11 protein-coding genes are annotated in these 12,974 nt (G+C 45.6%); 1 reads left to right on the top strand and 10 read right to left on the bottom strand.

From position 1 onward, the window contains the following. Positions 1-71: 71 nt before the first annotated feature. A complete protein-coding gene (locus MWM02_RS05400) occupies positions 72-1,004 on the top strand; it encodes a Na/Pi symporter (RefSeq protein ID WP_244403121.1) in 933 nt (310 codons plus the stop codon). On the opposite strand, the gene deoC is transcribed toward MWM02_RS05400, so the two are convergent. From deoC to lepA, 10 genes are all read right to left on the bottom strand, one after another. After that, the gene (gene deoC, locus MWM02_RS05395; RefSeq protein WP_064549783.1) at positions 1,001-1,672 is read right to left on the bottom strand and encodes a deoxyribose-phosphate aldolase; all 672 of its coding nucleotides are present in this window, start codon (positions 1,670-1,672) and stop codon (positions 1,001-1,003) included. The genes MWM02_RS05400 and deoC overlap by 4 nt on opposite strands. 129 nt (positions 1,673-1,801) lie before the next feature. Then, positions 1,802-3,157 carry a tRNA (N(6)-L-threonylcarbamoyladenosine(37)-C(2))-methylthiotransferase MtaB gene (gene mtaB, locus MWM02_RS05390; RefSeq protein WP_064549782.1) on the bottom strand — a complete coding sequence of 452 codons (1,356 nt, stop codon included), beginning with the start codon at positions 3,155-3,157 and terminating at the stop codon, positions 1,802-1,804. Positions 3,158-3,168: 11 nt separating this feature from the next. Continuing rightward, on the bottom strand, positions 3,169-3,918 hold the full coding sequence (locus tag MWM02_RS05385) for a 16S rRNA (uracil(1498)-N(3))-methyltransferase (protein WP_064549781.1): 750 nt from the start codon (positions 3,916-3,918) through the stop codon (positions 3,169-3,171). 15 nt (positions 3,919-3,933) lie between these two features. Further along, positions 3,934-4,872: a 50S ribosomal protein L11 methyltransferase gene (gene prmA / locus MWM02_RS05380; RefSeq protein WP_244403119.1), complete on the bottom strand. Its 939-nt coding sequence runs from the start codon at positions 4,870-4,872 to the stop codon at positions 3,934-3,936. Positions 4,873-4,877: 5 nt separating this feature from the next. Beyond that, on the bottom strand, positions 4,878-6,020 hold the full coding sequence (gene dnaJ / locus MWM02_RS05375; RefSeq protein ID WP_244403117.1) for a molecular chaperone DnaJ: 1,143 nt from the start codon (positions 6,018-6,020) through the stop codon (positions 4,878-4,880). A gap of 145 nt (positions 6,021-6,165) precedes the next feature. Further along, complete coding sequence (gene dnaK / locus MWM02_RS05370; RefSeq protein WP_244403116.1) at positions 6,166-7,998, bottom strand: molecular chaperone DnaK; 1,833 nt, start codon at positions 7,996-7,998, stop codon at positions 6,166-6,168. 25 nt (positions 7,999-8,023) lie between these two features. Further along, the gene (gene grpE / locus MWM02_RS05365) at positions 8,024-8,707 is read right to left on the bottom strand and encodes a nucleotide exchange factor GrpE (protein WP_244403115.1); all 684 of its coding nucleotides are present in this window, start codon (positions 8,705-8,707) and stop codon (positions 8,024-8,026) included. A gap of 98 nt (positions 8,708-8,805) precedes the next feature. After that, positions 8,806-9,840 carry a heat-inducible transcriptional repressor HrcA gene (hrcA, locus tag MWM02_RS05360; RefSeq protein ID WP_099458873.1) on the bottom strand — a complete coding sequence of 345 codons (1,035 nt, stop codon included), beginning with the start codon at positions 9,838-9,840 and terminating at the stop codon, positions 8,806-8,808. An 83-nt stretch (positions 9,841-9,923) separates the two neighbouring features. Continuing rightward, a complete protein-coding gene (gene hemW / locus MWM02_RS05355) occupies positions 9,924-11,066 on the bottom strand; it encodes a radical SAM family heme chaperone HemW (protein WP_064549776.1) in 1,143 nt (380 codons plus the stop codon). A 62-nt stretch (positions 11,067-11,128) separates the two neighbouring features. After that, on the bottom strand, positions 11,129-12,961 hold the full coding sequence (gene lepA / locus MWM02_RS05350; protein WP_099458872.1) for a translation elongation factor 4: 1,833 nt from the start codon (positions 12,959-12,961) through the stop codon (positions 11,129-11,131). Between the last annotated feature and the right edge of the window lie 13 nt (positions 12,962-12,974).

The raw sequence follows: 12,974 nt of genomic DNA, 5'->3' as shown, positions 1-12,974 counted from the left end.
TCAATAAAAAAACTTGTCATTGTTCTCCGTCCTTCCCCATACAAATTTAGGAGGAAAGGAGGAAAGGACAAGTGGTGCAATTGCTCATTTTGTTTTCCATATATACCATCGTTTTCCTTATCGGCATGTTCATGATGAAATCAGGACTTTATGCTTTATCGGGCCACCGCTTGAAACAGTGGCTGTTGCGCTTTACAAATACTCCTTTGCAAGGATTTTTTACTGGAACGGTCGTCACGGCGCTTTTGCAAAGTAGCTCCGCGGTGATGGTCATTACCGTCGGGCTCGTCTCCACCGGCTATCTTACATTTCAGCAATCGATCGGCGTCATTTTAGGGAGCAACATTGGCTCTACGATCACAACGGAAATGATTACTCTTGACGTCGGGGACAGCGTGATTCCGATGCTTTTCATTGGAGCGGCTCTCGTTTTCTTTGGTTATTACCGCCCCGCTTACGGCATTGGCATGATCGTTGTTGGGCTCGCCTCTTTATTTTTTGCGATGGGTGGGTTTAGTCAGCTTGCAAAGCCGCTGTCCTCATATCCGATTGTGGATGAATGGTTGCAAAAAACGAACCTTTCGCCTTTTAGCGGAATCATGATCGGCGTGATCCTTACGGCCATTATTCATTCCAGCGCGGCAACGATCGGCATTGCAATGGGATTTTTGAATGAACACATTCTCACGCTTCCGGCTGGCATCGCGATTTTGCTCGGCGCAAACATCGGCACGTGCATAACCGGCCTTCTAGCAAGCGTCGGTTCCACGTATGAAGCGAAATTAACCGCTTATACCCACTTATGGTTTAATGTCGTCGGAGTCATTATCTTCTACTTTTTTATCGATCCGCTTGCCCTTGTTGCTGTCAAGCTTAGTTCTGCTCCAGACGTACAATTAGCGCACGTCAGCGTGCTATTTAACGTCATTTGCTCCGTCGCTGCGCTTCCCTTTGTCCGATGGATCGAATCCGCGATATTATTTTTTCATGGCAAACGTTTTTAATAATCGGAATCGGCCGTTTTTCCCGCAACGATCGCTACGCCGGAACTTGTCCCGATGCGCGTCGCCCCCGCTTCGATCATTGCCATTGCACTTTTTATATCACGAACGCCACCGGAAGCTTTCACGCCGATGTTTGGTCCGACCGTTTTCCGCATCAGTGCGACATCTTCCGTTGTAGCGCCGCCTGTTGAAAAGCCTGTCGATGTTTTCACATAATCCGCCCCCGCTTTCACAGCAAGCTGGCAAGCGCGCACTTTTTCTTCTTCGGTAAGCAGACACGTTTCAATAATCACTTTCACAAGCGCTTTCCCTTTTGCCGCTTCGACGACGGCGCGAATATCGCGTTCGACAAGGTCATCATTGCCATCTTTTAGCGCTCCGATGTTAATTACCATATCGACTTCCGCCGCGCCATTTTCAATCGCGTTTTTCGCTTCAAACGCTTTCGTTTCCGGAGTGTTAGCCCCGAGCGGGAAGCCGATTACCGTGCATACTTTTACGTCCGTACCTTTTAATAGTTCGGCAGCTGTTGCTACCCAAGTCGGATTGACGCAAACGGAAGCGAATCCGTATTGTTTTGCCTCTTCGCACAGCTTCACGATTTGCGCTTTTGTTGTATCCGCTTTCAGCAGCGTATGATCAATCATTTTTGCCATATTATTTTCCATTACAGCAAATCTCCTTTCTCTTTCGCAATATAGAAGTCTGACATCTATCATCATACCACGATTTTAGCGGAAAAACTAGTTTACAAAAATTTTTATCGTAAACAAGAAAAACCCAGCTACCATGCTGGGTTACGAGCTTAATTTTACGGATTGCGGGATGTCGTCGGCAACAACGCGGACGAACTCCCCTTCATTATACGGATACCCGGCTTTTGTAATTTTCACTTTCACAATTTCCCCAACCATTTCCTCCGTAGCCGGGAATCTCACTTTCAAATAGTTGTCCGTATATCCGATGTACAACCCGCTTTCCAAGTTTTCTTTATCACGTTCTTCCGGTATGACTTCGAGCACTTGCCCTTCAAATTGCGAGGCATATTCTTTCGCAAGCTGATCGGACAGCGCAATTAAACGGCGGACGCGGTCGTGTTTGACGTCCTCGTCCACTTGATTTGGCATGCGTGCAGCTGGCGTACCCGTCCGTTTCGAGTACGGGAAGACGTGAAGTTCGGAAAAACGCTGTTCACGCACAAAGTTGTACGTTTCCATAAACTCTTCTTCCGTCTCGCCTGGAAAACCAACGATCACGTCTGATGTAATCGCAAGTTCAGGGAAGACTTCGCGCAAACGTGCCAGCCGCTCAGCGAAAAATTCCGTTGTGTATTTGCGGCGCATCCGTTTTAACACCGTATTCGAACCGGATTGAAGCGGGATGTGCAAATGGCGCACGATCTTATCGGAACGGCGGAGCACGTCGATCACTTCGTCGGTGATTTGGCTCGCTTCAATCGATGAAATGCGGAGCCGCTTTAAACCGACAACTTGCTCATCCAAATCGCGAAGAAGCGCTGCAAAATTGTAGTCTTTCATATCCGTTCCGTAGCCGCCTGTATGGATGCCCGTCAATACAATTTCTTTATAGCCGGCGTTTACTAGCTGCTGCGCTTGGCGGATGATTTCTTTCGGGTCGCGGGAACGCATTAATCCGCGCGCCCATGGAATGATGCAAAACGTGCAGAAATTATTGCATCCTTCTTGAATTTTCAGCGAGGCGCGCGTCCGGTCGCTAAACTCCGGAACGTCCATTTCTTCAAACACGCGCGTTTTCATAATGTTGTGCACGGCGTTAATCGGCCGGCGTTCGCGCTGAAACTGTTCCACATATTCTAAAATTTTGCCGCGGTCTTGCGTGCCGATCACAATGTCCACACCCGGAATCGCCATCACTTCCGCCGGAGACGTTTGCGCGTAACATCCTGTCACGCAAACAACGGCGTCCGGATTTCTTCGAATTGCGCGGCGTATGACTTGGCGGCTTTTTTTATCGCCTGTGTTCGTCACCGTGCATGTATTGATGACATAAACATCGGCGCGGCTGTCAAAATCTTTGCGTTCATAGCCAGCTTTTTTGAACAACTGCCAAATCGCTTCCGTCTCATAATGGTTTACTTTGCATCCAAGCGTATGAAATGCAACGGTTGGCATTTGCTTTCACCTCACTGTAGTTCAAATTGATACGAAGCAGCCGCCAAAAGATAAAGCGGCGCCGTTTCGGTCCGCAAAATCCGCGGCCCAAGGCTGCAGGAAAAAAAGCCATGCTGTTTAAGCAATTCCACTTCTTCGCTGGAAAATCCGCCCTCCGGGCCAAATACGGCTAGGAGCGATTGCCCGCGCTTCATTTTCCGAAAAACGGAAGTAAGCATTTGATGGTTTCCTTGTTTTGCTTCTTCTTCATATGCAAAAAGCCGGTAATCGGCGATTTTGGCAAATTCAACAAGTTCATATATCGTCATCGGTGCGTGTACATCGGGAATTTTCCCGCGATGTGATTGTTCCGCCGCCTCTTTTGCAATCTTTTTCCAACGTTCTAGCTTTTTATTTGCTTTTTTTGCATCCCATTTGACAATAGAGCGAGCCGCCACAAAAGGAATAAACGAAGACGCACCAAGCTCCGTGCCTTTTTGAATCACCAACTCCAGTTTATCTCCTTTCGGCAGCCCATGGGCGATATAAATTTGAACCGGCAGTTCCGTTTGTTCATCTATCCATTTTACAACACGGACAATCACATGCTCATTGGTAATTTGTTCAATTCGGCATAGCGCCGTTTTATTGCAAGAAAGAACACAAATCACTTCGCTTCCTTTGTCCATGCGCATGACGTGAACGATATGGTGGTAATCATCGCCTTGAATAATAAAATGGTCGTTTTTCACTTGGTCGTCTGAAACAAAATACCGCTGCAAAGCAACACCTTCTTTTCATGCTTTTCTGGCAATAAAAGCAATCCAGTCTTCCATCACCAGCGTTTCCTCAATAGTAAATCCCGCTTTCGTTAACCCTTCTTTTACCTCTTGTTTTTTCGCTTGGATAATTCCCGAAGTAATAAAATACCCGTTTTTTTCTAGAAGGCGATAAGCATCGTCGGCAAAGCGCAGTATAATTTCCGCTAAAATATTGGCAACAATCACGTTTGCTCGTTCCTCAATATGGTCAAGCAAATTATTTTGCGAAACGGTGACGATATGTTGCACTTTATTTAATTTGACATTTAGCTTCGCGCTATCAACGGCAACCGGATCTAAATCAAGTGCACGAACTGATTTTGCGCCAAGCATCGCTGCAGCGATACTTAAAATGCCGGAACCAGTGCCAACATCAATGACCGTATCTCCAGGCTTCACATATTTTTCGAGCGCTTGAATGCACATCACCGTCGTTGGATGTGTTCCTGTGCCAAACGCCATGCCCGGGTCCAATTCAATAATTAACTCATCGCTGGATACCGGTTCATACGTCTCCCATGTTGGAACGATCGTAAATTTTTCTGATATTTTGACAGGATTATAATATTTTTTCCACGCGGTTGCCCATTCTTCCTCGTTCACCTCGCTAATCGTGATTTTATTTTTGCCGATATCAATATCATACAATAATAAATTGTTAATCGCTTGTTTAATCTCTTCCACCGTTTCTCCAAGAAAGCTGTTAACCGGCAAATATGCCTTAATAATTACTCCTTCTTCTGGATAATCATCTGGATTTAATTCATAAACTTCCCCGAACGACGCATCTCGTTCCTTTGTTAAATCATACGGATCCTCGATCACCACTCCGCCAGCGCCTGCTTCATGCAAAATATTCGAAATTGCCTCAACCGCCTCATGCGTCGTATGAATGCTGATTTCTGACCATTTCATAAAATTCATGATTCCCCTTTAAACGCTTTTTTTACTTTTTCAAAAAAGCGGCCTTGTGGTCCTTGATGCATGCTTGAACCGCCTAATTGATCAAATTCGCGTAACAATTGCTTTTGCTTTTCCGTCAGTTTGGTCGGCGTGACAACGCGGACAATCACATGTTGGTCGCCATAGCCATAGCCGCGGACATTCGGCACTCCTTTTCCTTTTAAACGGAATTTGGTGCCCGTTTGCGTGCCTGCCGGTATTTTCAGTTTCACTTTTCCATGAAGCGTCGGGACTTCGATTTCATCGCCAAGCGCTGCTTGCGCAAACGTAAGCGGTATTTCGCAATAAATATCATCGCCGTCGCGCTCGAAAAATTCATGCGGCTCTACGTGAAAGACGATATATAAATCTCCCGGAGGGCCGCCGTTAATGCCCGGTTCTCCTTGGCCGGCGACACGTAATTGTTGTCCATCATCGATTCCGGCCGGAATTTTCACATGGATTTTTTTCCGCCGTTTTACGCGACCAGTGCCGCCACACGTCGTACATCTTTCCTTAATGTATTGCCCGGTCCCGCCGCAATATGGACATGTGCGGCGATTGACGATGCGACCAAACGGTGTCGATTGCTCCGTGCTGATTTGTCCTGTTCCGTGGCAGTATGAACATGTTTCTTTTTTCGTTCCTGGCTTTGCTCCCGTGCCATGGCACGTGTTGCATGTTTCTTCCCTTGGGATTTCAATATCCGTTTCTTTTCCGAATGCCGCCTCTTCAAACGTCAATGTCATCGTATATTGCAAATCGGCACCAGCTCTTGGCGCATTTGGATCACGCCGGCGTCCGCCGCCAAAAAAGGTGCTGAAAATATCATCGAAGCCGCCGAAACCGCCGAAACCGCCAAAGTCGAAATCATCGCTGCGAAACCCGCCGAAACCTTGATTCGGATCCGCATGCCCAAACTGATCGTAATGTGCCCGCTTTTGGTCATCGCTTAGTACTTCGTATGCTTCTTTAATTTCTTTGAACTTTTCTGCCGCATCCGGTTCTTTATTAATATCTGGATGATACTTCTTCGAAAGTTTCCGATACGCTTTTTTAATTTCTTCTTTTGTCGCATTTTTGCTTACTCCGAGAATTTCATAATAATCTCGTTTCGCCATAATAATCATCCACTCCCGATCACTCACATAAGGGTAATTTTATCATTTATTTCTTTTTGATTGCAATAAATTTAACCGCCATCTCCTTATTAGCAAAAAAGTCAAAGCCAAGACAGGCCTGACTTTGACTTTTTCCTCAATTTTATTATTTGTTGTCGTCTTTCACTTCTTCGAATTCCGCATCGACAACATTATCGTCTTTTTTCGCAGCGTCGCCGGCTCCCGTCTGTTGTTGAGCTTGCGCTTGTTTTGCCGCTTGTTCATACAGCTTAATGGAAAGCTGCTGCACGATTCCCTGAAGTGCTTCTTTCTTTTTGCGAATGTCATCGATGTCGTTTTTCTCAAGTGCCGCTTTTAACGCATCTTTTGCTTCTTGCGCTTTTTTCACTTCCGCTTCGTCTACTTTTCCTTCTACCTCTTTCAACGTTTTTTCGGTTGTGAACACTAAGTGATCGGCTTCATTGCGAAGCTCTGCTGCTTCTTTCCGCTTTCTGTCCGCTTCGGCGTTTTCTTCCGCTTCTTTAATCATGCGCTGAATTTCTTCTTCGGAAAGACCAGATGACGATTTAATCGTAATCGATTGCTCTTTGTTTGTCCCCAAATCTTTTGCGCGAACATGGACAATGCCATTGGCGTCGATATCAAATGTTACCTCGATTTGTGGTACGCCGCGCGGTGCCGGCGGAATATCGGTTAATTGGAAACGGCCAAGTGTTTTGTTATCGGCTGCCATCGGACGTTCGCCTTGCAGTACATGAATATCGACCGTTGTTTGGTTATCAGCTGCGGTAGTGAAAATTTGCGATTTGCTTGTTGGAATCGTCGTGTTGCGTTCAATTAATTTCGTGAACACGCCTCCCATTGTTTCAATTCCAAGCGACAGCGGAGTGACGTCAAGCAGAACGACGTCTTTCACTTCGCCGGCGATCACACCGCCTTGGATCGCCGCACCAATCGCTACGACTTCATCCGGGTTGACCCCTTTATGCGGCTCTTTTCCAAGTTCGCGTTTAATCGCTTCCTGTACAGCCGGAATGCGCGTCGAACCGCCGACAAGGATCACTTTGTCGATATCGGCAGGAGTCAATCCCGCATCTTGCAACGCTTGGCGAACCGGTCCCATCGTACGTTCAACAAGATGGGCAGACAGCTCTTCAAATTTTGCTCTTGTTAATGTTGTTTCGATATGCAGCGGCCCTGTTTCGTTCGCGCTAATGAACGGCAGCGAAATTTGCGTTTGCGTAACGCCAGAAAGTTCTTTTTTCGCTTTTTCCGCAGCGTCTTTCAACCGTTGCAGCGCCATTTTGTCTTTGGATAAATCGATGCCGTGTTCCTGTTTGAATTGTTCCACTAAGTAATCGATAATGACTTGGTCGAAGTCGTCCCCGCCAAGATGATTATCGCCAGCCGTCGCTTTTACTTCAAACACGCCGTCGCCAAGCTCAAGAATCGATACGTCAAACGTACCGCCTCCCAAGTCATAAACGAGGATCGTTTGATCTTCTTCTTTATCCAATCCGTACGCAAGCGCAGCGGCTGTCGGCTCGTTAATAATGCGCTCTACTTGTAGACCTGCGATACGTCCGGCGTCTTTTGTCGCTTGACGTTGCGCATCGTTAAAGTAAGCAGGAACGGTAATTACCGCTCTCGTCACTGGCTCCCCTAAATAGTCTTCCGCATACGATTTTAAGTATTGCAAAATAATCGCGGAAATTTCTTGCGGCGTATATTTTTTTCCTTCGATTTCTACTTTATAGTCCGTTCCCATATGGCGTTTAATAGAAATTACAGTGTTTGGGTTTGTGATTGCTTGACGTTTCGCGACTTCCCCGACTAAACGTTCACCGTTTTTAAACGCCACGACAGAAGGAGTTGTCCGGCTTCCTTCCGGGTTTGGAATTACTTTTGGCTCGCCGCCCTCTAGTACAGCGACGCATGAGTTGGTTGTTCCTAAGTCAATCCCGATAATTTTACTCATATAAATATCACCCTCCTATTACGCGTTATTGGCTCACTTTGACCATTGCTGGACGAATGACGCGATCTTTCAGCTTATAGCCTTTTTGTAGCTCTTCGACAACCGTGTTCGGCTCATAGTTGCTGTCTTCCACTTGCATCACCGCTTGATGCAAATGAGGGTCGAACGGCTTGCCGACCGCTTCGATCGCTTCGACTCCTTCTTTTTTCAGCGCGTCTAATACGGAACGGTACACCATTTCCATTCCTTGCAAAATCGATTTGGCTTGTTCGTCTTCCGCCTTTATTTTTAACGCGCGTTCAAAGTTGTCCAAAGCGGGCAAAAGATCGCTAACCAAGCTTTGGGCGCGGTACTTTTCGGCCGCTTCCATTTCTTGTCGCGTGCGGCGGCGGAAATTTTCAAAATCGGCGTACAAACGAAGATAGCGGTTTTCCATCTCTTTTATTTTCGCTTCCAATTCGGCAATTTTGGCGCTTGCCGCCGCTAATTCTTCGTTTTGCTCTTCTTGTGTTTTTTCCTGTTCCTCTATTCCATCTTCTTGCACATCATGCCGTTCGTTTTCTTCCCGAGTCTTTTCCTGCTCCTCTAACGCGTTTTTTTCCTGATGCTCGTTTCCTTCATATTCCTTTATTTCCTCTTGCCGCTCCACATTTGGCGGCTCTTGTTCATATGTAGCTTGTTCTTGCGCTACATCGCGTTCTTTCTCCATCGGTTTCACCTCCCTTTAAAGCGATGTATGTATGTATAAATAGTCACAAGGAAAGGATGGATTGTAGACATCCATCCATTTATCCAATATGACCAATGTTAGTTATTTTGATACCATTTGGTTAATACGGTCGATAAATCGGAAGCGACCCTGTTTAAAATGGTAATGACGCGGGAATATTCCATTCGCGTCGGCCCAAGGATAGCAATCGTCCCGAGCTGCTCTTTGCCGATTGAATACGTAGCGGTAATAAGGCTGCAGTTTTCCATTCCGCTTAGCTGGTTTTCTCGGCCGATCGTTACTTGAATTCCTTTTCGATTATGTTTGCGCAACAATCGGTAAAAATCTTTTTCTTGCTCAATCATTCTCATTAGTGAACGGACTTTTTGAATGTCGCTAAATTCAGGCTGGTTTAACATATTCGTTTTCCCGGCAAAAAACATTTTTTCCTCTTGCGGGATGTCCAGCGTATCGGCAATGGTTTTCAACATGCTATCATAGTTGTGAATATGCATGCGCAAAACGTCCGCCACTTCTTTATAAATTTTATCTTTTAAATCTATAAGCGGAACGCCGATCAACCGTTCGTTTAAAATATTGACCATTTTTTCAAGGTCAGAAGGGTCTACAGAAGCAGGAACAGTAATCACGTGGTTCTCCACATGACCCGTGTCTGTAACGATAATCGCCACAGCCGTTTGTTTATTCAGCGGAATAATTTGAATCCGTTTCAGCTTATTGTCTTTCACGGCAGGCCCAAGGGCGATCGACGTATAATTCGTTAAATCAGACAAAATTTGCGCCGATTTTTGCACCACTTTCTCCAGTTCATAAATTCGTTCGGCAAAAATCGATTTGATTTTTTGAATATCTTCCTGCGTCAAACGTTGCGGGGACAACAAATGGTCGACATAATAGCGATAGCCTTTTTCCGACGGTACTCTGCCCGATGAAACATGCGTTTTTTCAATATATCCAAGTTCTTCTAAATCAGCCATTTCATTGCGGATCGTCGCCGAACTCAAAGAAATTTCATGTTTTTTTGACAACGTCCGCGAACCGACAGGCTGTCCTGAACGAATAAAATCATCAATAATGACTTGCAAAATAAGCAGTTGGCGATCCGTTAACACGCTTATCACCTCTGTTAGCACTCAAACACCCCGAGTGCTAAATCTATTATTAAAGTATCAAATCCATATGCCAATGTCAATGTTTAGATTCCGCCGATAAACGCTTGAAACACCTCGTTGCCGAGCAGTTTCCCGCGGTGGGTCAAGCGAATATGCGTTTCCGTTTCTTCAAGCAACCCTTTTTGTTTTTCCATAGCAACTGCCCGCCCAAACACATCGTGAATGCTCATCCCAAACTTTTCGAGAAAGCGCCGCTTCGATACTCCTTCCGTTTTCCTTAGCCCTAAAAACATCTCTTCTTCCATTTGTTCCGATATTGTTACATGATGGGCTTCCAAATACGGAAAACCTGTTTCTTGAACTTTCGCAATATATTTTTTGATCGGTCTGACATTGGCGCGGCGGACGCCGCCTACATAGCTGTGGGCGCCGGCACCAATTCCATAATATTCTTCATTATTCCAATACGTTAAATTATGGCGGCTTTGAAAACCGGGGCGGGCATAATTGCTTATTTCATATTGGTGATACTCGTGCATTTCCATTTGCCGCATCGCTTCTTCATACATTTGCGCTTCTTCTTCCTCGCTTGGCAGCAGCAATTTTCCTTTTCTCATTAAGTTGTAAAAAACCGTTTTTGGTTCAATAATGAGCGAATAAGCAGAAATATGTTGAATGTCAAGAGAAAAGGCGATTTCTAAATCTGCTTGGAACTGCGCTAACGTTTGTTGCGGCAGCCCGTACATTAAATCAATGCTAATATTTTCAAAGCCGGCTTCTTTTGCTAACGCAATCGTTTTTATGACGTCTTCATAACGATGAGTCCTCCCGATCGCTTTTAATAATGAATCATTAAACGTTTGCACGCCGAAACTTAAGCGATTGACCCCCGCTTCTTTTAATAACTGCAGTTTTTCTTTGGAAAGTTCGTTCGGGTTTGCTTCGAATGTAAATTCGACTTCATCGACAGAAAAGCGAAAATGTTTATAAATGCTCTGCAGGAAAAAGTCAAGCTGCTCCATTTCTAAAACAGTCGGCGTTCCCCCGCCAACAAACAGCGTATCAAGCCGGTCGGTCGGAAATGCTTCCATCGTCCGTTTCATTTCGCTTTCCATCGCTTGCAAATATTCATCGACCGGCTGCCCGTGAAAAAACACTTTATTAAAATCGCAGTAATAACATATTTGCGCGCAAAACGGAATATGGAAATATGCTGATTTTGCCACGGTATACATCCTTTCTGAAAAATAAACAAGGCTGTGAAAAAGACAGCCTTGCATGATCCTAATTACTTTTTATTGTCATCGATTTTCAAGATCGCCATAAACGCTTCTTGCGGCACTTCCACCGAACCGATTTGCTTCATGCGTTTCTTTCCTTCTTTTTGTTTTTCTAAAAGTTTGCGTTTCCGCGATACGTCCCCGCCGTAACATTTCGCTAAGACATTTTTCCGCAACGCTTTAATCGTCGAACGGGCGATAACCTTGTTGCCGATCGCCGCTTGCACAGGCACTTCAAACTGTTGCCGCGGAATTAAATCTTTCAATTTTTCTACAATCACTTTGCCGCGTTCATAAGCGGAATCGCGATGAACGATGAAGGAAAGGGCATCAATTTTTTCGCCGTTCAGCAAAATATCCATTTTCACAAGATTCGACGGTTTATAGCCGATCAGTTCGTAGTCAAATGACGCGTACCCTTTTGTGCTTGATTTTAGCGTATCAAAGAAATCATATACAATTTCTGACAACGGAATTTCGTAAATCAATGTTACCCGCTTTTCGTCTAAATATTGCATATCAACGAAATTGCCGCGTTTCCCTTGGCACAGTTCCATCACCGGCCCGACATAATCGTTTGGCACCATGATCGTCGCTTTTACATACGGCTCCTCGACATGGTCGATTTTTTGCGGTTCCGGCATGTTGGACGGATTGTCGACTTGGACTTCTGTGCCATCCGTTAAATATACTTTGTATACAACGCTTGGCGCTGTTGTGATTAAATCAATGTTAAATTCGCGTTCAATGCGCTCTTGAATGATTTCCATATGCAGCAATCCTAAAAAGCCGCACCGGAAACCGAACCCAAGCGCTTGCGACGTTTCCGGTTCAAAGTGCAAGGCGGCGTCGTTCAATTGCAATTTTTCCAGCGCCTCGCGCAAATCGTTATAACGCGCTGTATCAATCGGATACATGCCGCAAAATACCATCGGGTTTAGCTTGCGGTATCCCGGCAGCGGCTCTGTTGCCGGATTTTCTGCATCGGTAATCGTATCACCGACACGCGTGTCGCTCACGTTTTTAATGGACGCCGTTAAATAGCCGACATCGCCGACTGTTAATTCATCGACTTGCTTTGGCTTCGGTGTAAACACGCCGACTTCTACTACTTCAAACTCTTTGCCTGTCGACATCATTTTAATTTTTTGCCCGGGCTTTACCGTTCCGTCGACTACACGAATATAAGCAACCACACCGCGATACGAATCGTACAGCGAGTCAAAAATAAGCGCTTTTAGCGGCGCATCCGGATCGCCGGACGGCGCCGGGATTTTCTCAACGATTTTTTCTAAAATTTCTTCAATGCCGATGCCGACCTTCGCAGAAGCGAGAACCGCTTCCGACGCGTCAAGCCCGATGACCTCTTCGATTTCTTGGCGAACGCGCTCCGGATCGGCGCTTGGCAAGTCAATTTTATTAATGACTGGCAAAATTTCCAAGTCATTATCAAGCGCTAAATAAACGTTTGCTAGCGTCTGCGCTTCGATTCCTTGCGCCGCGTCAACAACGAGAATCGCTCCTTCGCAAGCGGCAAGGCTTCGCGACACCTCGTACGTAAAATCGACGTGCCCAGGTGTATCGATTAAATGAAAAATATATTCTTCGCCGTTTTTCGCTTTATACTTTAACTGAACGGCGTTCAACTTAATTGTAATCCCGCGCTCCCGTTCCAGTTCCATCGAATCTAGCATTTGTTCTCTCATTTCCCGTTCGGAAAGCGCTCCCGTTTTTTCTAAAATGCGGTCTGCTAGCGTCGATTTTCCATGATCGATATGAGCGATAATGGAAAAGTTGCGAATCCGATCGCGTCGTTTTAATCTCTCTTCCCGATTCATCATTTTCTCACTCCTA

The organism is Parageobacillus sp. KH3-4 (assembly GCF_022846435.1).
GTDB lineage: Bacteria > Bacillota > Bacilli > Bacillales > Anoxybacillaceae > Parageobacillus > Parageobacillus thermoglucosidasius_A.
Note: the sequence above shows the minus strand (reverse complement) of the source record. Positions and strands in the feature narration are given on the sequence as shown.

Bases quoted from the DNA above. Each gene is read 5' to 3' on its own strand.
- deoC (WP_064549783.1), bottom strand. From the start codon at position 1,672: ATGGAAAATAATATGGCAAAAATGATTGATCATACGCTGCTGAAAGCG.
- mtaB (WP_064549782.1), bottom strand. From the start codon at position 3,157: ATGCCAACCGTTGCATTTCATACGCTTGGATGCAAAGTAAACCATTAT.
- prmA (WP_244403119.1), bottom strand. From the start codon at position 4,872: ATGAAATGGTCAGAAATCAGCATTCATACGACGCATGAGGCGGTTGAG.
- dnaJ (WP_244403117.1), bottom strand. From the start codon at position 6,020: ATGGCGAAACGAGATTATTATGAAATTCTCGGAGTAAGCAAAAATGCG.
- dnaK (WP_244403116.1), bottom strand. From the start codon at position 7,998: ATGAGTAAAATTATCGGGATTGACTTAGGAACAACCAACTCATGCGTC.
- grpE (WP_244403115.1), bottom strand. From the start codon at position 8,707: ATGGAGAAAGAACGCGATGTAGCGCAAGAACAAGCTACATATGAACAA.
- lepA (WP_099458872.1), bottom strand. From the start codon at position 12,961: ATGATGAATCGGGAAGAGAGATTAAAACGACGCGATCGGATTCGCAAC.